Source organism: Streptomyces sp. NPDC051578 (genome assembly GCF_044454045.1).
Taxonomy (GTDB): domain Bacteria; phylum Actinomycetota; class Actinomycetes; order Streptomycetales; family Streptomycetaceae; genus Streptomyces.
Window position 1 is genome coordinate 26,886 of record NZ_JBITDH010000003.1, and the last position, 20,745, is coordinate 47,630.

At 73.2% G+C, this 20,745-nt stretch carries 19 protein-coding genes and 1 pseudogene; 9 read left to right on the top strand and 11 right to left on the bottom strand.

What is annotated here, in order from left to right; all coding sequences use genetic code 11:
• Positions 1 to 210: a hypothetical protein gene (locus tag ACIA6C_RS16170; RefSeq protein ID WP_399276301.1), complete on the bottom strand. Its 210-nt coding sequence runs from the start codon at positions 208 to 210 to the stop codon at positions 1 to 3.
• 149 nt (positions 211 to 359) lie between these two features.
• On the opposite strand from ACIA6C_RS16170, the gene ACIA6C_RS16175 reads away from it, so the two are divergent.
• The 4 genes from ACIA6C_RS16175 to ACIA6C_RS16190 all read left to right on the top strand — a co-directional run bounded on the left by ACIA6C_RS16175 (position 360) and on the right by ACIA6C_RS16190 (position 3,826).
• Positions 360 to 1,640 (top strand): cytochrome P450, encoded by a 1,281-nt coding sequence (locus ACIA6C_RS16175; protein ID WP_399276303.1) that lies wholly within the window; start codon positions 360 to 362, stop codon positions 1,638 to 1,640.
• A gap of 54 nt (positions 1,641 to 1,694) precedes the next feature.
• Positions 1,695 to 2,018: a plasmid stabilization protein gene (locus ACIA6C_RS16180; protein ID WP_366081419.1), complete on the top strand. Its 324-nt coding sequence runs from the start codon at positions 1,695 to 1,697 to the stop codon at positions 2,016 to 2,018.
• A 72-nt stretch (positions 2,019 to 2,090) separates the two neighbouring features.
• On the top strand, positions 2,091 to 2,789 hold the full coding sequence (locus ACIA6C_RS16185; protein WP_399276305.1) for an HAD family hydrolase: 699 nt from the start codon (positions 2,091 to 2,093) through the stop codon (positions 2,787 to 2,789).
• A complete protein-coding gene (locus ACIA6C_RS16190) occupies positions 2,786 to 3,826 on the top strand; it encodes an NAD-dependent epimerase/dehydratase family protein (protein ID WP_399276307.1) in 1,041 nt (346 codons plus the stop codon). Before ACIA6C_RS16185 ends, ACIA6C_RS16190 begins: the two co-directional genes overlap by 4 nt.
• 33 nt (positions 3,827 to 3,859) lie before the next feature.
• On the opposite strand, the gene ACIA6C_RS16195 is transcribed toward ACIA6C_RS16190, so the two are convergent.
• Positions 3,860 to 5,044 carry a zinc-dependent alcohol dehydrogenase gene (locus ACIA6C_RS16195; RefSeq protein ID WP_399276309.1) on the bottom strand — a complete coding sequence of 395 codons (1,185 nt, stop codon included), beginning with the start codon at positions 5,042 to 5,044 and terminating at the stop codon, positions 3,860 to 3,862.
• A 136-nt stretch (positions 5,045 to 5,180) separates the two neighbouring features.
• Here ACIA6C_RS16195 and ACIA6C_RS16200 point away from each other — a divergent pair.
• The 3 genes and pseudogenes from ACIA6C_RS16200 to ACIA6C_RS16210 form a co-directional block, all read left to right on the top strand.
• Positions 5,181 to 5,858, top strand: a pseudogene (locus tag ACIA6C_RS16200) (HemK2/MTQ2 family protein methyltransferase); the annotation flags it as partial.
• A gap of 134 nt (positions 5,859 to 5,992) precedes the next feature.
• Positions 5,993 to 7,006, top strand: a complete 1,014-nt coding sequence (locus ACIA6C_RS16205; RefSeq protein ID WP_399276311.1) for an iron-containing redox enzyme family protein — start codon at positions 5,993 to 5,995, stop codon at positions 7,004 to 7,006.
• Positions 7,007 to 7,069: 63 nt separating this feature from the next.
• On the top strand, positions 7,070 to 7,912 hold the full coding sequence (locus ACIA6C_RS16210; protein ID WP_366081413.1) for a class II glutamine amidotransferase: 843 nt from the start codon (positions 7,070 to 7,072) through the stop codon (positions 7,910 to 7,912).
• On the opposite strand, the gene ACIA6C_RS16215 is transcribed toward ACIA6C_RS16210, so the two are convergent.
• From ACIA6C_RS16215 to ACIA6C_RS16240, 6 genes are read right to left on the bottom strand one after another with little or no spacing between them, the layout of a single operon-like run.
• A complete protein-coding gene (locus ACIA6C_RS16215) occupies positions 7,893 to 9,686 on the bottom strand; it encodes a glycoside hydrolase family 15 protein (protein WP_399276313.1) in 1,794 nt (597 codons plus the stop codon). The two genes, ACIA6C_RS16210 and ACIA6C_RS16215, sit on opposite strands and share 20 nt — an antisense overlap.
• A 10-nt stretch (positions 9,687 to 9,696) precedes the next feature.
• A complete protein-coding gene (locus ACIA6C_RS16220; protein WP_399276315.1) occupies positions 9,697 to 10,803 on the bottom strand; it encodes an enolase C-terminal domain-like protein in 1,107 nt (368 codons plus the stop codon).
• Positions 10,800 to 12,566, bottom strand: coding sequence for a GMC family oxidoreductase (locus ACIA6C_RS16225; protein ID WP_399276317.1), 1,767 nt, complete (start codon positions 12,564 to 12,566; stop codon positions 10,800 to 10,802). Before ACIA6C_RS16225 ends, ACIA6C_RS16220 begins: the two co-directional genes overlap by 4 nt.
• A complete protein-coding gene (locus ACIA6C_RS16230) occupies positions 12,563 to 13,300 on the bottom strand; it encodes a gluconate 2-dehydrogenase subunit 3 family protein (RefSeq protein ID WP_399276319.1) in 738 nt (245 codons plus the stop codon). The genes ACIA6C_RS16225 and ACIA6C_RS16230 overlap by 4 nt, the downstream gene beginning before the upstream one ends.
• 2 nt (positions 13,301 to 13,302) lie before the next feature.
• Positions 13,303 to 13,722 (bottom strand): hypothetical protein, encoded by a 420-nt coding sequence (locus tag ACIA6C_RS16235; protein WP_361125567.1) that lies wholly within the window; start codon positions 13,720 to 13,722, stop codon positions 13,303 to 13,305.
• A 5-nt stretch (positions 13,723 to 13,727) separates the two neighbouring features.
• Positions 13,728 to 15,515, bottom strand: coding sequence for a thiamine pyrophosphate-requiring protein (locus tag ACIA6C_RS16240; RefSeq protein WP_399276321.1), 1,788 nt, complete (start codon positions 15,513 to 15,515; stop codon positions 13,728 to 13,730).
• Positions 15,516 to 15,718: 203 nt separating this feature from the next.
• Here ACIA6C_RS16240 and ACIA6C_RS16245 point away from each other — a divergent pair, with 203 nt between their 5' ends.
• Positions 15,719 to 16,261: an isochorismatase family cysteine hydrolase gene (locus tag ACIA6C_RS16245; protein ID WP_399276323.1), complete on the top strand. Its 543-nt coding sequence runs from the start codon at positions 15,719 to 15,721 to the stop codon at positions 16,259 to 16,261.
• A 47-nt stretch (positions 16,262 to 16,308) separates the two neighbouring features.
• Here the strand turns inward: ACIA6C_RS16245 and ACIA6C_RS16250 are convergent, their stop codons facing one another.
• Positions 16,309 to 16,830: a DUF1360 domain-containing protein gene (locus ACIA6C_RS16250; RefSeq protein WP_399276325.1), complete on the bottom strand. Its 522-nt coding sequence runs from the start codon at positions 16,828 to 16,830 to the stop codon at positions 16,309 to 16,311.
• Between the two features lie 197 nt (positions 16,831 to 17,027).
• Between ACIA6C_RS16250 and ACIA6C_RS16255 the strand changes: the two genes are divergently transcribed.
• Positions 17,028 to 18,674, top strand: a complete 1,647-nt coding sequence (locus ACIA6C_RS16255) for a cytochrome bc complex cytochrome b subunit (RefSeq protein ID WP_399276327.1) — start codon at positions 17,028 to 17,030, stop codon at positions 18,672 to 18,674.
• A 6-nt stretch (positions 18,675 to 18,680) separates the two neighbouring features.
• Here the strand turns inward: ACIA6C_RS16255 and ACIA6C_RS16260 are convergent, their stop codons facing one another.
• Positions 18,681 to 19,070 (bottom strand): cytochrome c oxidase subunit 4, encoded by a 390-nt coding sequence (locus ACIA6C_RS16260; protein ID WP_366081404.1) that lies wholly within the window; start codon positions 19,068 to 19,070, stop codon positions 18,681 to 18,683.
• Complete coding sequence (gene ctaD / locus ACIA6C_RS16265; protein ID WP_399276329.1) at positions 19,060 to 20,733, bottom strand: cytochrome c oxidase subunit I; 1,674 nt, start codon at positions 20,731 to 20,733, stop codon at positions 19,060 to 19,062. Before ctaD ends, ACIA6C_RS16260 begins: the two co-directional genes overlap by 11 nt.
• Positions 20,734 to 20,745 lie beyond the last annotated feature (12 nt).

Below are 20,745 nucleotides of genomic sequence, written 5' to 3' on the forward strand. Positions count from 1 at the left end.
CTACGCCTCCTCGCCGACGCCGTCGTCCTGCCGGGCGGGCGCCTCCCCCGGGCGTCGGCGCGTCGACTCCTCCTTGCTCCGGCCGCGCGTGCGCCCGTCCTGCTCGGGGGTCTCGGCCACCTGCTCCTCACGGCCGATCCCCGGCCGCTGGGCCTTGTCCTGCATCCCGCCGTCCGCTCCCGTCGCGCCCGTCCGTCCGCTACCGCTCATCGTCGGCCTCCTCCTCGCGTCCCCAGGGGCCCTCGTGGCCCTCCGACCCCTCGCCTACCCCCCGCGGCCGCCTCCGCACGCCCCTACCCACCCTGACCGGCGCGAGTGCCGGGCGGCGCAGCGGGTAGGCGCCGCGTATGTTCACTTCCGTGATCGACAGCACCGCCTCGTTGCTGGCCCGCGGCTACGCCTGGCTGCCCGGCCTGCAGGAGCGTGCCGGAGAGGGACCGGTCGTCACCCGGCTCATGGGCCGGCGGACGGTCGTCCTCGACGGGCCCGGATCGGTGGAGTTCTTCTACGACGAGAAGAACGTCCTGCGGGAGGGCGCCCTCCCCGGGCCCGTCCTCGACACCCTGTTCGGCCGGGGCGCGGTGCACACCCTCGACGGAGACCGCCACCGGGTCCGCAAGGACATGTTCGTCTCGCTGCTCATGGCCGAGGGCGGCATCGCCGCGCTCACCGAACGCTTCGCCGCCCGCTGGCCGCGCGCGGTGGCCGGCTGGCACGGTCGCGAGGTGGTCCTGTTCGACGAGGTGGCCACCGTGCTCGCCGGAGCCGTGTGCGACTGGGCGGGCCTGCCCCTCTCGGAGGGCGCCGCGCGCTCCCTGGCCGAGGACTGCCTGGCCACGGTCGACGGCTTCGCCACGGCCGGCCCCCGCCACTTCAAGGCCCGCCGAGCCCGGGCCCGGCAGGAGCGGGCCCTGTCCCGCGCCGTGACGGAGCTGCGCGGGGCGGCCGCCCCGGCCACCTCCGACAGCAGGCCCCGCTCCGCGCTGGCCACCGTCGCCTGGCACCGCGACGCCGAAGGCCACCTGCTGGACCCGCACACCGCGGCGGTGGAACTGCTCAACGTCATCCGTCCCACGGTGGCCCTGTCCTGGTTCGCGGTCTTCGCCGCGCACGCCCTGCACAGCGCCCCCGTCCACCGGGACCGGCTCCGAGGGGACGACGGGACGTACGCCCGTGCCTTCGCCCACGAGGTGCGCCGCTTCTACCCCTTCGCGCCCTTCGTCGGCGGTCTCGCCGCCCGTGACCTGCGGTGGCGCGACACCGAGGTCCCCGAGGGCACCCTCCTCCTGCTGGACCTGTACGGGCGCAACCACGACCCGGACCTCTGGCCCGACCCCTGCGACTTCGACCCCTGCCGTTTCGTCGGCCGCGAACCTCCGTCGAACGACCTCGTACCGCAGGGCGGCGGCGATGCCCGCACCGGACACCGCTGCCCGGGCGAGGACATCGCAGTCGTCCTGCTGACGGCCATCGTCCGCGCACTCGCCGAGCTGGACTGCGAGGTCCCGGAACAGGACCTGACGATCCCGCTCCACCGCATGCCGACCCGGCCGCGCAGCGGTTTCGTCGTCGCGCACGCGCGTGCGGCGATCCGCGCGGACGGGGTGCCGTCCCGGGGCCTGCGGGCCCCGCACGGGTGAACCGAAACACCAGAACGCACACCACACACACCGGACACCGACGAAGGAGTGACCATGCCCCGCGGATCCAGTCCCAAGCGCGAGCGGCAGTACGAGCACATCAAGGAGAGCGCGGAAGAGCGCGGCGAGAGCACCGAGCGCGCCAAGGAGATCGCCGCCCGCACCGTCAACAAGGAACGCGCACGGGCAGGGGAGTCGAAGACGGCGAGCAGGACCTCCCTGGAGGACATGTCCTCGTCCGAGCGCGGCGGCCGGCACTCCCACACCGGCGCCCAGGGGCCGACGTACGACCAGCTCTACGCGGAGGCCAAGCGCAAGAACCTGCACGGCCGCTCGTCCATGAACAAGGCCGAGCTCAAGGACAAGCTGGGCAAGTGAGCGACCGGCGGGTCCCGGTCGCCGACCGGCCCCGCACCGCGCCCGGGACACCGGCCGTACGGGAGGAAACGAATGAACCGCGCCGCCCTGTTCGATGTCGACGGGACGCTGGTCGACACCAATCACCTTCATGTGACGTCGTGGTGGGAAGCGCTGCGGCAAGCCGGTCACGACGTGCCGATGCACGCCGTCCACCGCGCGATCGGCCTTCCGGGTGAGGACCTGATCGCCCACCTGCTCGGCGACGACCGTGACACCGGTCAGGACGACGCGCTCAAAGCCGCCCACGACACCCTCTACGGGACGTACTTCGACCGGCTGCCCGGCTTCGGCTCCGCCGCCGAACTGCTGCGCACCCTCCACGGCCGCGGGTGGCGGGTGGTACTGGTCACCTCCGCCGGAAGCACCGAACTGGAGGCGCTGAGGCGGGCGATCGGCGCGGACGACGCCATCACCGCCACCGCGAGCGCCGACGACGTCAGCGAGGGCAAACCCGCTCCCGACCCCGTGCACCACGCACTCGACCTCGCCGACGCGCCCGCCCACGCCAGCGTCTTCGTCGGCGACAGCGTGTGGGACATGAAGGCGGCGACGCGGGCCGAGGTCGCCTGCGTGGGCCTGCTGTGCGGCGGCATTCCCCGCCGCGACCTGGAAGAGGCCGGGGCCCGCGCGGTCTACGAGGACCCGGCCGAGCTGCTCGCCCGACTCGACGACAGTCCGTTCGCCGGCGTACGGCAGACACAGCCCACCGCGGGAAGGGGGCAGTCATGACCTCGACACCCCCGGCCGGACCCGGACCGGCGGCCGGCCTGCGCGTCGTCGTGGTCGGCGCCACCGGCAACGTCGGCACCAGCGTGGTGCGGGCCCTCGTGGACCACCCCGCCGTGGGCTCCGTCCTCGGACTCGCCCGCAGGCTCCCCGACTGGCGGCCGGACGGCACCGAGTGGCGTGCCGTGAACATCGAACCCGGCGGCGCCGACCTCGTCCCGCTCTTCGAGGGCGCGGCCGCCGTGGTCCACCTGGCCTGGAAGTTCCAGCCCACGCACGACCCGGCCGAGACCTGGCGCACCAACGTCCTCGGCGGCATCCGCGTGTTCGAGGCCGCGGCCGCCGCCGGTGTGCCCGCCCTCGTCCACGCCTCCTCGGTCGGCGCGTACTCGCCCGGCCCCAAGGACCGCGCCGTGGACGAGTCCTGGCCCACCCACGGCTGGCCTCAGGCCGCGTACACCCGGGAGAAGTCCTACCTGGAACGCGTCCTGGACGCCTACGAGGGCGCCCACCCCGACATCCGCGTCGTACGCATGCGCCCCGCGTTCCTCTTCAAGCGGGAAGCCGCCTCCGAACAGCGGCGGATCTTCGCGGGCCGGCTGCTGCCCGGCCGGCTGATCCGGCCCGGCCTGATCCCGGTCGTCCCCGACCTGCCCGGCCTGCGCCTCCAGGCGCTGCACACCGATGACGCAGCGGCCGCCTATGCCGCCGCGGTCACCCGGCCCGTCCGGGGGGCTTTCAACCTCGCCGCCGAACCGCCGCTGGACGCGGAGCGGCTCGCCGCGGTCTTCGAGGCCCGGGTCCTACGGCTGCCGGCCGCGCCGGTCCGGGCCGCGCTGTCCGCCGCCTGGCGGCTGCGCGCCGTACCGGCGTCCCCCGACCTGTTCGACGCGGTGCTGCGGCTCCCGCTGCTGGACAGCTCCCGGGCCCGTGCGGAACTGGGCTGGAAGCCCCGGTACACCGCGCTGGAGGCGGTGCAGGAGTTCCTCGCGGGCCTGCGCGAGGGCGCGGGCCTGGCCACCGCGCCCCTCGCCCCGTAGGCCCTGTCCGGGCCTACGGCGTCGTGGGCCCGTTCAGGGCTGCAGCAGGGTCTTGATCATGCCGTCTTCCTTGGCCAGGAACATGGCGTACGCCCGGGGGGCCTCGTCGAGCGGCATGGTGTGCGTGGCGAAGCCCTCGACCCCCAGCGGGTCGGAGTCCTCCAGCAGCGGCATGATGTCGTCCACCCAGGCCCGCACGTTGGCCTGTCCCATCCGCAGCTGGATCTGCTTGTCGAACATGGTCAGCAGCGGCATCGGGTCGGCCGCCCCGCCGTAGACGCCCGACACGGAGACGGTGCCGCCCCGGCGCACCAGGTCGATCGCGGTGTACAGCGCCGTCAGCCGGTCCACCCCGGCCCGTTCCATCAGCGGCCGCGCCACGGCGTCCGGCAGCAGGCCCGTGAAGCGCTGCGCGGCGGACGCCAGCGGGGCGCCGTGGGCTTCCATGCCCACCGCGTCGATCACGGAGTCCGGCCCGCGGCCGTCGGTGAGCTCACGTACGGCCTCCACCAGCCGCTTTCCGTGCTCCTTGAGGTCCAGCGCGTGCACCCCGGACGACCTGGCCCGCTCCAGCCGGGCCGGCACCAGGTCCACGCCGATGACCAGCCGGGCTCCGCGGTGCAGGGCGATGCGGGCGGCCATCTGCCCGATCGGCCCCAGACCCAGGACGGCGACGCTGCCCCCCGGCGGCACGGCCGCGTACTCCACCGCCTGCCAGGCGGTCGGCAGCACGTCCGACAGGTACACGAACCGCTCGTCCGGCGGCCCGTCGGGCACCTTCATCGGCAGCCTGTCACCGAACGGCACCCGTACGTACTGTGCCTGGCCGCCCGGCACCTGGCCGTAGAGCTTGGTGTAACCGAACAGCGAGGCGCCCTTGTCGTACTCCCGCACCTGGGTGGTCTCGCACTGCGAGTGCAGGCCCTGGCCGCACATGAAGCAGTCGCCGCAGGACACGTTGAACGGGATGACCACCCGGTCGCCGTGCCGCAGCGTCTTCACGTCCGCGCCCACCTCCTCGACCAGGCCCATCGCCTCGTGGCCGAGGATGTCCCCGGGTTCCAGGAACGGCCCGAGGACCCCGTAGAGGTGCAGGTCGGATCCGCAGATACCGGTGGACGTCACCTTGACGACGATGTCCGTGGGGTCCTCGATCCGGGGATCCGGAACGGTCTCCACCCGCACGTCCCGCTTGCCCTGCCAGGTCAATGCGCGCATGGTCTCTCCTCCGTCGCAGAAGCGGACTGCTCTGCCCGGCGCCTCCCCACCTCACGCGGCCGCACACCTGCCGGTACGTGTGGTGTGCCCGGGACGGGGTAGCCGCCCGATGACCGACCGACCACGGAGGTGCTGGATGACGCTGAGCCTCGGATTCCCACGGGCGCGCCACGAATTCGCCCGCCTGTGGACCCTCCCCGGGGTCTACGCCCCCCAAGAGGACACCTGTCTCCTGGCCGAAGCCGTACGGAGCGAGGTCGCACCGGGCATGGACGTCCTGGACGTCTGCACCGGCAGCGGCGCACTGGCCCTGTACGCGGCGCGCCGGGGAGCCCGGGTGACCGCGGTCGACATCTCCTGGCGGGCGGCGCTGACCGTCCGCCTGAACGCCCTGCGGATGCGGCAGCCGGTCACCGTCCGCCGGGGGAGCGTGGCGAGCGCCGAGGAACTGGGCCCCTTCGACCTGGTCGTCAGCAACCCGCCCTACGTACCCGCCCCGGACCCGGGGCTGCCCACCCGCGGGCCGGCCCGGGCCTGGGACGCGGGCAACGACGGGCGCGAGATCGTGGACCGCATCTGCTCGACGGCCCCCCGCCTGCTCAAGCCGCACGGCACGCTGCTGATGGTGCACTCGGCCCTGTGCGGCACCGACAGGACGCTGCAACGGCTGGCCGCCGCCGGGATGCGGGCCGAGGTCGTGGACCGGGCCCGCATCCCCTTCGGACCGGTCCTGCGCTCCCGGCTCCCGTGGCTGCGCGAACAGGGCCTGCTGGGGCCGGACGAGACGACGGAGGAACTGGTCGTCATCCGCGCCGGCGCGCCTTCCGGCGCCCACCCGCTGCGCAGCACCCCGGAACCCCGCGACGCCCACGCACCCCGCGACACCCCGGAACCCCGTGACGCCCCCGCACCCCGTGACGCCTACCGGCCCCTGAGGAGGATCCACCCGTGACGGCGAGCACCACCCGCCCCCATCCGTCCACCGCGAGCCGCCTACCGCCCCCGCGCGGCCCCCTCTCGGCCGCCGTGGCCGCCGCCCTGCGCGACCCGGCCGCCCCGCTCCCGGACCCCGCCACCGCCCACGGCGCGGACCCGTACGGGGACGACCTGCACGTGGCCCTCTACCTGCTCTACGAGCTCCACTACCGGGGCTTCGAGGGGGTCGACGACAGCCGCGAGTGGGACCCGGGACTCCTGACCCTGCGCGGCGCCTTGGAGCAGCGCTTCCTGGCCGCGCTGCGCGCCGACGTCCCCTCGGGCCGCACCGTCGACCAGGCCTTCGGTGAACTGCTTCTGGAGCCGGTCGACCACTCCGGCAGCGTCAGCGGCCACCTGGAGCACGACGGGGACATCGGGCAGGTGCGCGAGTACTGCGCCATGCGCTCCCTGTACCACCTCAAGGAGGCCGACCCCCACGTCTGGGTCATCCCGCGCCTGCGCGGGCGGGCGAAGGCCGCCATGGCCGCCATCGAGTACGACGAGTTCGGCGCCGGGCACGCCGACCGTGTGCACGCCGAGCTCTTCGCCCGCCTCATGACGGACCTGGGCCTGAACACCGACTACAACCACTACCTGGACGCCGCCCCGGCCGAGGCCCTCGCGACCGTGAACCTCATGTCCCTGTTCGGACTGCACCGGGCGCTGCGCGGAGCCCTCGTGGGCCACTTCGCCTGCGTCGAGGTCACCTCCTCACCGGGCTCGCGCCGGATGGCGGCGGCGATGCGCCGCCTGGGCGCCGGGCCCGCCGCCGAGCACTTCTACGCCGAGCACGTCGAGGCCGACGCCGTCCACGAGCAGCTCGTACGCCGTGAGGTCATCGCCGGCCTGCTGGAGGACGAGCCCGCCCTGGAGAGCGACATCGCCTTCGGCGCCGACGCCACCGTCCTGCTGGACGACCGCCTCGGGACCCTGCTGCTGGAGCGGTGGCGGCAGGGCGCCAGCGCGCTGCGGACACCCCTGTGACCGCCGGGCCCGCCACCGCCCGCCGCGTTAGGCTCGAACCATGTGCTGAAAGGGGTGCCACCGATGTGCCGCTGGCTCGCGTACTCGGGATCGCCGGTCCTGCTCGACACCGTCCTCTACCGTCCCGAGCACTCGCTGATCAACCAGAGCCTGCACGCCCGGATGGGCGTCGAGACGACCAACGGCGACGGTTTCGGCATCGGCTGGTACAGCGAACACGGCGACGGCACCCCGGCGGTGTTCCGTGACATCGGACCGGCCTGGAACAACCGGAACCTGCGCGAGCTGGCGGCCCACGTCAGCTCGCGGCTCTTCTTCGCCCACGTCCGCGCCTCGACCGGCTCGGCCGTTCAGCAGACCAACTGCCATCCTTTCCGGCACGGCCGGTGGCTGTGGATGCACAACGGGGCGATCACCGACTTCCACCGGCTCCAGCGGGACCTGTGCATGGCCGTCGACCCGGCCCTGTTCTCCTCCATCGAGGGCTCCACGGACTCCGAGGTCATGTTCTACCTGGCCGTCACCTTCGGTCTCGACCAGGACGTGCCGGGCGCGGTGGCCCGGATGGCGGGGCTGGTCGAACGCCTCGGCAAGGAGCACGGGGTGGACGCCCCGCTCCAGATGACGGTCGCCGTCAGCGACGGGCAGAAGGTGTGGGCGTTCCGCTACTCCAGCCAGGGCAGGGCCCGGTCGCTGTTCTACAGCAGCAGGGCCGACACCGTGCGCGAGCTGTACCCGGAGCTGCCCTACCTGCGGAAGGTCTCCGACGACACCCGCCTGGTGGTCTCCGAACCGCTGGGTGACCTGCCCGGAGTGTGGAACGAACTCCCCGAGGCGAGCTACGTCGTCCTGCCCACCGGGGATGAAGAGGAGGAGTACCTCCCCTTCATCCCCGAGCCTCCCTGAGTCCGCCGTTCCCCGGGTCCCGGCCCAGCCGTACCGCGGACTCCAGCAGCAGGGCGTGTACGAAGGCCTGGGGGAGGTTGCCGCGCAACTCCTGCCGCACGACGTCGAACTCCTCCGCGTACAGGCCGGGCGGCCCGCAGGCGGCGCGGTTGCGCTCGAACCACCGCGCGGCCTCCACCGGCCGGCCCTGGCGGTGCTCGGACAGCGCCATCACGAACCCGCACAGCAGGAAGGCGCCCTCCGCGTCCTGGAGCGGCCGGTCGTCGTGCCGGTACCGGTAGAGGTAGTGGTCCCGGCCGAGTTCGTCCGCCACGGCCCGCACCGTGGCCCGGGTGCGCGGGTCGGTGACCGGCAGCGCGCCGCGCAGCGCCGGGAGCAGCAGCGCCGCGTCACAGCCCGGGTCGTCGGGTGAGCGCTGCCAGCGGCCGCCGGGGTGCAGTCCGTCCGCGGCGGTCCGGGCCACGATGTGGTCGGCGAGCGCCGCCCACCGGGCCGCCCGGGAGGCGCCGGCCCCGCAGTCGGCGGCGGCGGCGCGCAGGCCCGCGGCGCAGATGAGACGGCTGTGGGTCCAGTTCGCCTCGTGGAGCTCCCAGATCCCCGCGTCCGGCCGCATGTGCCGTTCGGCGACGGCGTCGGCCGCGATCCGTACCGCCCGCCTGCCGTCGTCGTCCAGGGCGTCGTGCCGGGCGGCGGCCGCCAGGAGCAGCAGCGCCTCGCCGAACACGTCGAGCTGGAACTGCCGGTTGACCCGGTTGCCGATCACGTCGTAGCCGCCGGGGTAGCCGGGCAGGTCCAGCCGTCGCATGCCGGGGACGGGCCCTCCCGCGCCGGTGTAGGCCGGGCGCAGCCGGGCTCCGTGTTCCAGCAGCCGGGCGGTCAGGAACCGTACCGTGTCGTGCAGCAGCTGATGGGGGCCCGCCGCGGCGACGGCCTGGCCGACGTAGCACAGGTCCCGGATCCACACGTAGCGGTAGTCGTAGTTGCGGCCCTGCTCGGCCCCTTCGGGCAGGCTGGTGGTGACCGCGGCCACCGTGCCGCCGCCCGCGCCCGTCATCCCGCGCAGCACGGCGTAGGCGAGGCGGGCGTCCCGTGCCCCGAGGGCGCCGTCGAAGCCGTCCGGGACCCGCTCGCGCCAGTGGGCCTCGGTGGCCCGCCACAGCCGGTGGGCGGGCTCCGGCGGCCCGAGCGGCCGGTCCGAGCACTCCAGGACGAAGTCGTGGACGCCGCCCTCCTCCAGCCGCAGCTCCGCGGACAGCAGCGGCCGGCCGCCCTCCTCCCGGACCCGCGCCCCGGGAGCCCCGGACCAGCGCAGGTGGAGCCCGCCGGCCCGCGCCGTCCAGCTGCCGTCCTCCGCGCGCCGCAGGCCCCGTACGGGCGCGTCGCCGAACGCCGCCGACAGCTGGAGGCAGGCTCCGGCGCGGGCCGGGCCGTCCACCGCCCGCAGCTGCCGCAGCACCACCGCGCGGTGCGGGTCGGCCGGGTACGCCAGCGCCTGGCGGCACTCGGCGACACCGGACCGGCCCGTCCAGCGGCCCCGCCAGATCAGCGAGCCCTCCTCGTACCAGCCGCCGGCCACGGCGGGCTCCTCCGGCGCGATCCGGTACCAGCCCGGGCCGCCGATCAGCGCCGCGAACACCGCGTCGCTGTCCCAGCGCGGCACGCACAGCCACACCAGGTCCCCCTGAGGCCCGACCAGTGCGCCGCGCTCACCGTCCGCGAGGAGGGCGTAGTCGCGCAGCGGCCGGGGCGGCGGGGGTTCGCAGAGCGGGACCACGGCGGCCGCCTCAGCCCGTGCGGTACGCGGCCGCCCTGTCGGCGCGCAGGGTCAGGCCGAGTCCGGGCGCCCCGTCCGCGCCGGGCCGCAGCGCACCGCCCCGCGGCGAGAGGGTCCCCTCGAAGAGCAGCTCCTCGACCCGCACGTGGTCGTGGAACCACTCCAGGTGGCGCAGGTTCGGCACGGCGGCCGCGGCGTGGGCGTGTACGTGCGGGGCGCAGTGCCCGGACAGCTGGAGGCAGTGCGCCTCGGCGAGGGCCGCGGCCCGCAGCCAGCCCGTGATGCCGCCACAGCGGGTGGCGTCCGCCTGGAGGCAGTCCACCACCCCCACCATCCGGGCGAAGTACGGCAGGTCGTAGCCGTACTCGCCGGCCGCCACGTCGGCGGTGACGGCATCGCGTACCACGGCCAGCCCCGCCAGGTCGTCGGAGGAGACCGGCTCCTCGAACCAGGTCACACCCAGGCCGGCGAGGACCCGACCCACCCGGACCGCCTGTTTGCGGGAGTAGCCGCCGTTGGCGTCCACGTACAGCTCGGCGTCCTCGCCGATCGCGAGGCGCGCCTGCTCGACCCGGGCGAGGTCCCGGTCCTCACAGTCGCCCCAGGACTCGGCGATCTTGATCTTGACGCGGGGGATGCCCTGCTCCCGCCAGTCGCCCAGTTCCTCCTCCAGACGCCGTCCGCCGTACGTCGTGAACCCGCCGCTGCCGTACACCGGCACATCCCGGCGGGCCCGGCCCAGCAGCGAGACCAGCGGCAGCCCCAGCAGGCGGGCCTTGAGGTCCCACAGGGCGATGTCCACCGCCGAGAGCGCGCCCACGACCAGGCCGGGCCGCCCGGCGTTGCGCACGGCCCGGCCCATCGCCTCGTGCGCGCCGGGCACGTCCAGCGCGCTGCGGCCCAGCACCGGCTCCCGCAGGAGGTCGTGGACGACGGCGGCGCTCGCGCCGGCCCCGTACGTCCAGCCCAGGCCCGTCACCCCCGCCGCGACCGCCTCGACGAGGATCATGGTGGTCGAGTCCCAGCGGAGCGTTCCGTCCGCTTCCGGACCGTCGGTCGGGACGGTCAGCACCCGCGCCTCCAGCCGCTCCACGGGAGCGTCACCGCGTACGTTCACCGTCCGCCTCCTTCCGCCCGGGTCCCGCCGGGAGCGGGGGCGCGCAGCCCGCTGCGGGCGCCCGCGGCCAGCCGCGAGGCGGCGCGGTCGACCAGCGCCATGATGGTCAGTGCCGGATTCGCCGAGCCCTGCGTGGGCAGCACACTGCCGTCGGTGATCAGCAGGTTCGGGACTGCGAAGGAACGCAGGTCCGCGTCGACGACCCCGTGCAGGGCGTCGCGGCCCATCCGGCAGCCACCGACCAGATGGGCGAACCGCTCGATCGTCATCACCTCCGTCGCGCCGGCCGCGCGCAGGATCTCCTCCATCTTCGTGCGGGCGGCGCGCACCAGTGCCCGGTCGTTGTCGCAGAGGCTGTGCGAGAACTCGGCCACGGGCAGCCCGTAGCGGTCCCGCTGTCCGCTGAGCGTCACCCGGTTCGTGGCCTGCGGCAGGAACTCGCAGAGCGCACCCAGCGTCGCCCAGTGGATGTAGTCCTGCATGTAGCGGCGCAGGTCGTGGCCCCAGTGGCCCTGCGCGGCCACGTGCTCCGCCCACGTGATGGGCATGGGGGAGACCGTCTGGATCGAGTACCCGCGCCGGTAGGGACGGCCGCGGTCGCTCTCGTAGAACTCCTCGGTGGACACCTCGGGGGGCGGGGCCTTGTACGCGCGGATCTCCTCGGCGAAACGGCCCGAGGTCTGCGGCGCCCCCTGCACCATCACGTACCGGCCGACCAGGTCGTGGTCGTTGCACAGCCCGTCGGGGAAGCGGCGGTTGGCGGAGTTGAGCAGCAGCCGGGGCGTCTCGATCGCGTACCCCGCGACGGCCACCGTACGGGCCCGCTGGAAGTGTTCCCGGCCCTCGTGCAGGTACCGCACCCCGGTGGCCAGGCGGCCGTCGTCGTCGGTCACCACGGCCGTCGCCATGCAGTGCGCACGGATCTCCGCACCGTGGGCGAGCGCGTCGGGGACGTGCGTGATGAGGGTGGACGCCTTGGCGTTGACCTTGCATCCCTGCAGGCAAAAGCCGCGGTAGATGCAGTGCGGGCGGTTGCCGAAGCGGCCGTTGGTGATCGCCACCGGGCCGACCCGGGCCTCGATGCCGAGCGCCGCCGCTCCGCGCAGGAAGACCTCGCCGTTGCCGCCGACCGGGTGCGGCGCGTGCGGGTAGGCGTGCGGGTCGCCCCAGGGCCAGTACTGGCCCGCGACGGGCAGTTCCTGCTCGATCCGCTCGTAGAACGGGCGCAGGTCGCCGTATGACATGGGCCAGTCGGCGCCGATCCCGTCGTCGGTGTGCATCGAGAAGTCGGACGGGTGCAGCCGGGGGACGAACCCCGCGAAGTGCACGGTGGAACCGCCCACGCCGCGCCCCGAGTTGTTGGAGCCCAGCGGCACGGGGTCGCTGCCGGACAGGACCCGCGGCTCGGTCCAGTAGAGGTGGTGGGAGCCGGCCTCGTCACTGACCCAGTGCCGGTCCGGGTCCCAGAACGGGCCCGCCTCCAGGCACACCACCGACCAGCCGGCGCGCGCCATGCGCTGGGCCAGGGTGGCACCGCCGGCCCCGCAGCCGACGATGACGAGGTCGACCTCGTCGGAGTCCTCGAACCGGCGCATGTCCCGTACCAGGCGGGCATCGAAGCGTGTGTCGCCGTCGGGCAGCAGCCAGGCCGACGCGTTGCGTTCCCGGACCGGGCGCCGGCTGCCCGCCGTCAGCCTCAGGGTCTCCCGCGCCGCCCTGGCCCGGCCGGCGCCCCCTTTCGGCTGCCCGCCGCGCCCCGTCACCGCCGGCGCCCTTCACCGTCGGGCGCGGCCGGCTCCTGCGGCGCCGCCGCCGGGTCCCGCGGTGCCTCGTCGGGGTGCTCCCAGGGCTCGCGCAGGCCCACGCCGAGCCGGGAGTGCCCGCGGGGGTATGCCGGGCCGGCGAACCCGATCTCGTTCCACGACCAGGGGTGGGCGTAGAAGGCCGTACAGGCGTAGCGCATCCACAGGTCCCACAGGTGCCCCGCCGGCATGCCGTGCCACTCCTTGCCGGGGCTCTCGTGGGCCGTCAGCCGGACGCTCTCCACCAGCTCGTCCTGCCGCTCCCGCGTCAGCGCCGCGAAGGAGGGCGCCCGGTACCGGTCGGCCGCGTCGGCGTCGAGCCCGCGCAGCGACGCCCGCCAGGCGTCGCCGTCCTCGGACATGTCCCGGTGGTGCCAGCCGTCGGTCTGCCCCTCCGCCAGCCTGGAGTCGACCATCTGCAAGACGGGCACCTTGGGGACGCCGGGCGGCCCGTCCTGGGCGAGGAGCCGGTCGAAGAGCGCCGACGCCGCCGCCTCCTCGGCCAGGGAGAAGAACCGCAGGTCCGGCTGGAGCGCCAGGCGCCCCGTCACGACCGCCCGGGTGGCTCCGTCCCAGGTGCCGGCCTGGTCGAGCACGTCGTAGTGCGGGAAGCGCCGTCCCGACTCGCCCGACGGCACCGTGCGCGGCTGCTCCGATCCGCTCTGCGGACCGGAGCGGAGCCTGCGTGCACACATCGTCAGGGCTCCCGTCGCAGGACGGAGGCCAGCAGCCCCATGCCGCCCACCATGGTGACCAGCAGCGGCGCGAACAGCGGCGGACCCATCTCGATGTTGAAGCGGGCCATGGACCAGCCGCCGGGCTTGCGCGCGATGCCCCTCACGTGCAGGTACGTGCCCTGCACCCCGTTGGCGAAGATCGCAGCGGACACCACCGGCAGCACGGTGTGGGCGGCGCGCGGGCTGTAGAACCCCGCGATCCCGGCGGCCGCGCCGAGCGGCCCGAGGACGACCGGCCACCACATCATGCGGTTGCCGAAGCTGGCGCGGTCGTGCTCCAGGTAGATCTCGGCCGCCGTCACCAGGGCGCCCCCGGAGGTGAGCAGGGACAGGGACCGCTCGAAGCGGCCGTGCCGGATGTCCTGGAGGGTCGGCGCCATGGCGCTCACTCCTTCCCGCTGCCGGGCAGGAACTCCTGGATCTTCGCCTTGAGCCCCTGCTTGACCATGGAGGCGCGGTCGCTGTCGCCCTGGAGCACCGACGTCGCGGTGGCCTTGAACTGGTCCCATGTGGCGTGCGGCGGGATGGGCGGCACCGCCGGGTCGGTGCGGAAGTCGATCACGAACGGCCGGTCGGCCGCCAGGGCCTGCTGCCAGGCCGACGTGACGTCCTCCGGCTTCTCCACCCTGACGCCGCCCAGCCCGATGCCGGTGGCGAAGTCGGCGTAGCGCACGTCGGGCAGCTTCTGCGACTGCTCGAACTGCGGCATGCCCTCCATGGCCCGCATCTCCCAGGTGACCTGGTTGAGGTCCTGGTTGTTCAGGACGGCCACGACCAGGCGGGGGTCGCTCCACTCCCGGTAGTACTTGGCGATGGTGATCAGCTCGGCCATGCCGTTCATCTGCATCGCGCCGTCGCCGACGATCGCGATCGCGGGCCGCTCGGGGAAGGCGAACTTCGCCCCGATGACGTACGGCACGCCCGGCCCCATCGTGGCGAGCGTCCCGGAGAGCGAGCCGCGCATCGCACCGCGCATCCTCAGGTGCCTGGCGTACCAGTTCGCCGCCGAACCGGAGTCCGCCGCGAGGATCGCGTCGTCGGGCAGCAGCGGGTCCAGCGCGTGCACCACCAGCTCGGGGTTGACGGGGTCGGCGGGCACCTGGGCCCGGCGCTCCATCACCTCCCACCACCGCTCGGTGGACTGCTCGATGCCGTCGCGCCAGCTGCGGTCCGTCTTGCGCTCCAGCAGCGGCAGCAGCCGCTTGAGGGTCTCCGTCGCGTCGCCGACGACGTTCACCTCGAACGGGTACCGCATACCGACCATGGAGGGGTCGACATCGATCTGCACCGCGCGAGCCTGCCCGAAGGCCGGCAGGAACTGGCTGTACGGGAAGCTGGAGCCCACCACCAGCAAGGTGTCGCAGTCGCGCATCATCTCGTACGAGGGCCTGGTGCCCAGCAGCCCGATCGAGCCCGTGACCCAGGGCAGCGTGTCGGGCAGTACGTCCTTGCCGAGCAGGGCCTTGGCGGCACCCGCGCCCAGCACTTCGGCGACCTCCTCGACCTCCGCCCGCGCGTGGCGGGCGCCCTGGCCGACGAGCATGGCGACCTTCTCGCCCGCGTTGAGGATCTCGGCGCACCGCTGCAGCTCCTCATCGGCCGGTACCTGCGCGTAGTGGCCCAGGCCCTGGCTGGACGGCACCATCTTGAAGTCGTGCGTGGGCGCCTCGTACTCCAGGTCCTGCACGTCGGCCGGGATGATCACCGCGGTGACGGTGCGCCGGGCCGTCGCCACCCGCATCGCGCGGTCCAGGACGCCCGGCAGCTGCTGCGGGACCGTGACCATCTCGCAGAACTCCGACGCCACGTCCTTGTACAGGGCGAGCAGGTCCACTTCCTGCTGGTAGGCGCCGCCCATCGCGGTCCGGGCGGTCTGCCCGACGATGGCGACCACCGGGACGTGGTCGAGTTTGGCGTCGTAGAGGCCGTTGAGCAGGTGGATGGCGCCCGGGCCAGAGGTCGCGGCGCAGACGCCGGTGCGTCCGGAGAACTTGGCGTAGCCCACCGCTTGGAAGGCGGCCATCTCCTCGTGCCGGGCCTGGATGAACCGGGGCTTGTCGTCGGCCCGGCCCCAGGCGCCGAGCAGGCCGTTGATGCCGTCCCCCGGGTAGGCGAAGACGTGCTCCACCCCCCACTCGCGCAGCCGTTCCAGCAGATGATCCGAGACCTTCATCGCGCGGACTCCGTTCGCAACCGGACCGGCTTCACTGGGAGCCGGGGGCGCACTGCACGCCCTGCTTCGCGGCTACCCGTCACAGTCCGGACAAACCCGCGCGCGAGGGTGGTCGCGGCGGGCATCGCAGGCAGCGGGGCGGGTAGCAGCCCAAAACCGGAGGGACGCCTCCGGACGGCCGGCGCCGGGACGGGAGGTCGGACATGACAGGCAGCGCACTCGTCGTCATCGACATGATCAACCGGTACGAGCACGCCGACGCGGAACTGCTGTTGCCCTCCGCCCGCCGGGCCGTGCCCCGCATCCAGCTCCTCCTGGAGCGCGCCCGACGCGGCGGCACCCCGGTCATCTACGTCAACGACAACTTCGGTCAGTGGCGCTCCCACCACGGGGAGATCCTGGAGACCGCCCTCGACGGCCCGCACGCCGACCTCGTCAAACCGCTCATCCCGGACGAGGACGCCCTCTTCGTGCTCAAGGCACGCCACTCGATCTTCTTCGAGACACCGCTGGCCTACCTGCTGGGACAACTCGACGTCGACCACCTGGTCCTGTGCGGGCAGGCCACCGAACAGTGCGTGCTCTACTCCGCGCTGGACGCCCACATCCGCCACATCGACGTCACCGTCGTGCGGGACGCGGTGGCGCACCTGCACCGGGACCTCGCCGAGGCGGCCCTGCGGATGATGGAGGTCAACATGTCCGCCCGCATCCGCGGCGCCGACGCCGAAGATCTCCCGCTCTGAGCGGCCCCGCTCTCCTCGTCTCTCCCTCTTCGCCGGTCCCTCCTCGTCTATCCCTCGTCCTGGAGTCGGGCGCGGCACAGCTGGAGCAGGTCCGCCGCCGTGAGCGCCGCCAGCGAACCGACCGCGAACCGGGTGGAGGCGGGCGCGAACACATATCCGGCGCCGAGCCCCGTGACCACCCACATGCTCAGGCAGAACGGGCAGGTCAAAAGCTCGCCGACCGCGTGGCGCGCTCCCGAACCCCGTACGTCCTCCACCAGCTCGGCCGGTCCGGACGTACCCCGGTAGCGGGTGAACGGGGCCCGCAGCGGGCTGGTCACCGGGTCCTTCGCGAGGGTGTGCGCCAGCCAGTGCGTGGCGCCGCCGAGCAGCAGCACGTCGTACGGGGAGAGCCGGGGCACGGGCCTGCGCGCGGCCCGGGCGGCCGCCACCACCCCCGCGACGCCCGCGCCGTACACCCCCATCATCGCGAGGTACCCGTTGAGGGGCCGCTCCTCCTCGCCCGCGTAGGCGCGCTCCTCGCGGTCCGCGCGGCGCCGGGCACCGCTCAGGGCTCGGGTGAGATCCATCGGACGACTCCTCCATGACCGGACGTGGTGACCGTCGGCGCCTACCCCGGGCCGCCCCCGCCACGCATGCGCGCCGCTCGTACGGGAGCGACCAGGTGACTGCGGGCCCCCGTACGGGCGCGCCGACCGCTTCCCCACCCGAACCGCCCGGCACAGTGGCTCCCGGTGCCGGTCAGGCGGACAGGAGGTGCACCAGGGTGCTGGGGTCACGGCGCAAGGCCCGGCTGCGCGACCGGGCACGCCGCGCGGCGGTGCGGGACTTCCACAAGGCGGACGCCAGGCTGCCGCTGGGGGAACTGGCGCGCGGGGTGGTGCGCAAGGTGTTCCCCGACCACTGGTCGTTCCTGCTCGGGGAACTCGCGCTGTACAGCTTCCTCGTCCTGCTGCTGACCGGGGTCTACCTGACCTTCTTCTTCGAGCCCTCGATGAGCGAGAGCCCGTACCGGGGTTCGTACGCGCCCCTGCGCGGCGTACGGATGTCCCAGGCCTACCTCTCCACCCTCCGCATCAGCTTCGACGTGCGCGGCGGACTGCTGATCCGGCAGACCCACCACTGGGCGGCGGTCCTCTTCCTCGCCGCGATCGGCGCCCACATGCTGCGCGTGTTCCTGACCGGCGCCTTCCGCCGCCCGCGTGAGGCGAACTGGACGCTCGGGGTCACCCTGTTCATGCTCTCGCTCCTGGAGGGCTTCTGCGGCTACTCGCTCCCGGACGACCTGCTCTCCGGCACCGGACTGCGCATCGCCCAGGGCATCGTCCTGTCCGTCCCCGTGGCCGGCAGCTACCTCGGCATGTTCGTCTTCGGCGGCCAGTACCCGGGCCACGACATCATGCCCAGGCTCTACCCGGTGCACATCCTGCTGGTGCCCGGCCTGCTCCTGGGCCTGATCACGCTGCACATCCTGCTGGTGTTCACCCTCAAGCACACCCAGTGGCCCGGCCCCGGCCGGACCGGCCGCAACGTCGTCGGACTGCCCTTCTTCCCGCAGTACCTCGCCAAGTCCGGCGGCCTGTTCTTCATGGTGTTCGGCCTCCTCGCCGCGCTCGGCGCACTGGCGCAGGTCAACCCCATCTGGGCGTACGGCCCCTATCGCTCCGACGTCGTCTCCACCGGCTCCCAGCCCGACTGGTACGTCGGGTTCCTGGAGGGGGCGCTGCGCCTGATGCCCGGGGCGGAGACCCGGCTGTGGGGACACACCGTGTCCTGGAACCCGCTGCTGACGGGCGTGGTCCTGCCCGGACTGCTCTTCGCGGTCCTGTACTCCTACCCCTACTTCGAGCGCTGGGTCACCGGCCCCACCGGCGAACGGCACCTGTGCGACCGGCCCCGCAACCGGCCCGTCCGCACCGGCCTGGGCGTCGCGGCCCTGTCCTGGTACGCCGTGCTGCTCCTCGCGGGCGCCCAGGACATCATCGCCTTCGTCTTCGACGTCCCGGTGGCGGGCGTGACCCGGGTACTGCGCGCCGGGTTCTTCCTCGTACCCGTGGGCGCGTTCTGGCTGACCAGACGCCTCTGCCTGGCCCTCCAGGAGCGGGAACGGGAACTGCTCGGCGAGGGCGAGGAGACCGGCCTGGTGACCCAGGGCCCCGAGGGCGGCTTCCACCCGGAGCACACCGCGCTGCCCCGCGCCGTCCGCCACGCCGTTCTCGTACGGGACGTGCCGCGGCCCCTGGAACCGGCCGGGCCCGCACCGCGGCGGCTCGCCGAGCGGGCCCGTACGGCGCTCAGCGCCTGGTACTACCGCGACCGGATCCGCTACCCGGCGACCCCCGAGCAGCGCCACGAGATCGCGGCGGTCCTCGCCGGCCCCGACCAGGAACCGACGCCGCCGCGCGAGGGCTGAGCGCAGCTACTGCGGGTGACCCAGGTCCTGGAAGGCGAATCCCAGGATCCCCGGCAACAGCACACCGAACCCCACGAGGCACAGCCACAGGCCCTGGACCACGCCGAGGCCGACCAGCGCGCTGCCCGCCGCGGTGAGGACGGGGGCGAAGCTGCGGGCGGGGAAGTACAGCCGCCGTCCGGCGGTGTCCCGTACCTCGGCCGTCTTCCGGTCCTCCGGGCGCTCACCGCCCCGCACCTGCTGCCGCCACAGGAAGGCGGCGACCAGGGCCGACATCCCGAAGGACACGCACAGCGCGGCGCGTCCCGCCGGATCGGGGGAGAACCATCCGTAGACGGCGGCCGTCACCGCGAAGAACGCGGCCGTACCGGTGAACAGCCAGGCTTCACCCTTCACGGGGCACCTCCGGGTGGTGCAGGTCGAAGGCGGGGGACTCCGAGCGGATCCGGGGCAGCGCGTGGAAGTTGTGCCGTGGGGGAGGGCAACTGGTCGCCCACTCCAGGGAACGCCCCCAGCCCCACGGATCGTCCACCCCGACCGGCGTGCCGTGGCGCCGCGTCTTCCACACGTTGTAGAGGAAGGGCAGGGTCGACAGCCCCAGCAGGAAGGACCCCACGCTGGAGACGGAGTTGAGGACGGTGAAACCGTCGCCCGCGAGGTAGTCCGCGTAACGGCGCGGCATGCCCGCCTCGCCCAGCCAGTGCTGCACCAGGAAGGTCGTCTGGAAACCGGTGAACAGGGTCCAGAAATGGATCTTGCCGAGCCGTTCGTCCAGCATCAGGCCGGTGAACTTGGGCCACCAGAAGTAGAAGCCGGCGAAGGTGGCGAAGACGATCGTCCCGAAGAGCACGTAGTGCAGGTGCGCGACGACGAAATAGCTGTCCGTCAGGTGGAAGTCCAGCGGGGGCGAGGCGACCAGCACCCCCGAGAGGCCGCCGAGCAGGAACGTGACGAGGAAGCCGACGGACCACAGCATCGGCGTCTCGAAGGACAGCGAGCCGTGCCACATCGTCCCGATCCAGTTGAAGAACTTCACCCCCGTCGGGACGGCGATCAGGAAGGACAGCAGGGAGAAGAACGGCAGCAGCACCGCACCGGTCGCGAACATGTGGTGCGCCCACACCGTCGCGGACAGCGCCGTGATGGCGATGGTCGCGCCGATCAGGGCCTGGTAGCCGAACATCGGCTTCCTGCTGAACACCGGGACGATCTCACTGATCACCCCGAAGAACGGCAGGGCCACGATGTACACCTCCGGATGCCCGAAGAACCAGAAGAGGTGCTGCCACAGCAGGGCGCCCCCGTTCGCGGCCTCGAAGACGTGCGCGCCGAACTTCCGGTCGGCCTCCAGGACCAGCAGCGCCGCGGTGAGCACCGGGAAGGCCAGCAACGCCAGGATCGAGGTGAACAGCACGTTCCAGGTGAAGATCGGCATCCGGAACAGCGTCATCCCCGGCGCCCGCAGACACACGATGGTGGCGATGAAGTTCACCGAACCGAGGATCGTGCTCAGCCCCGCCACCGCCAGCCCCATGACCCACAGGTCGGGCCCGGTACCGGGGGAGTGCGCCGGGCCGTTCAGCGGCGCGTACGCGAACCAGCCGAAGGCCGCCGGGCCGTCCGGCGTCAGGAAACCGCCCAGCACCATCAGGCCGCCGAAGAGGTAGACCCAGTAGGTGAAGGCGTTCATCCGGGGGAAGGCCACATCGGGCGCGCCGATCTGCAACGGCATCAGCGCGTTGGCGAATCCGGTGAAGGTCGGCGTCGCGAACAGCAGCATCATGATCGTGCCGTGGATGGTGAACAGCTCGTTGTACTGCTGGTTCGACATGAACTGCATGCCCGGGCGGGCCAGTTCGGCGCGCATCGTCATGGCCAGCACGCCCGCGAAGAGGAAGAACGCGAACGCGGTGACGAGGTAGAGGCTGCCGATCACCTTGTGGTCGGTGGTCGACAGCCACCGCAGCACGGTCGTGCCGTGGCGCGTGCGCCGTTCGGTGCCGGCCGGCGGCCGGTCATCCGAGGGCGCCACATCCGGTGCGCGGTCCACCGACGTCATCCGTCCTCCAGG

Bases quoted from the DNA above. Each gene is read 5' to 3' on its own strand.
- ACIA6C_RS16250 (WP_399276325.1), bottom strand. From the start codon at position 16,830: ATGGATCTCACCCGAGCCCTGAGCGGTGCCCGGCGCCGCGCGGACCGC.
- ACIA6C_RS16195 (WP_399276309.1), bottom strand. From the start codon at position 5,044: ATGCGCGCATTGACCTGGCAGGGCAAGCGGGACGTGCGGGTGGAGACC.
- ACIA6C_RS16190 (WP_399276307.1), top strand. From the start codon at position 2,786: ATGACCTCGACACCCCCGGCCGGACCCGGACCGGCGGCCGGCCTGCGC.
- ACIA6C_RS16230 (WP_399276319.1), bottom strand. From the start codon at position 13,300: ATGTGTGCACGCAGGCTCCGCTCCGGTCCGCAGAGCGGATCGGAGCAG.
- ACIA6C_RS16185 (WP_399276305.1), top strand. From the start codon at position 2,091: ATGAACCGCGCCGCCCTGTTCGATGTCGACGGGACGCTGGTCGACACC.
- ACIA6C_RS16210 (WP_366081413.1), top strand. From the start codon at position 7,070: ATGTGCCGCTGGCTCGCGTACTCGGGATCGCCGGTCCTGCTCGACACC.
- ctaD (WP_399276329.1), bottom strand. From the start codon at position 20,733: ATGACGTCGGTGGACCGCGCACCGGATGTGGCGCCCTCGGATGACCGG.
- ACIA6C_RS16180 (WP_366081419.1), top strand. From the start codon at position 1,695: ATGCCCCGCGGATCCAGTCCCAAGCGCGAGCGGCAGTACGAGCACATC.
- ACIA6C_RS16245 (WP_399276323.1), top strand. From the start codon at position 15,719: ATGACAGGCAGCGCACTCGTCGTCATCGACATGATCAACCGGTACGAG.
- ACIA6C_RS16240 (WP_399276321.1), bottom strand. From the start codon at position 15,515: ATGAAGGTCTCGGATCATCTGCTGGAACGGCTGCGCGAGTGGGGGGTG.
- ACIA6C_RS16170 (WP_399276301.1), bottom strand. From the start codon at position 210: ATGAGCGGTAGCGGACGGACGGGCGCGACGGGAGCGGACGGCGGGATG.
- ACIA6C_RS16235 (WP_361125567.1), bottom strand. From the start codon at position 13,722: ATGGCGCCGACCCTCCAGGACATCCGGCACGGCCGCTTCGAGCGGTCC.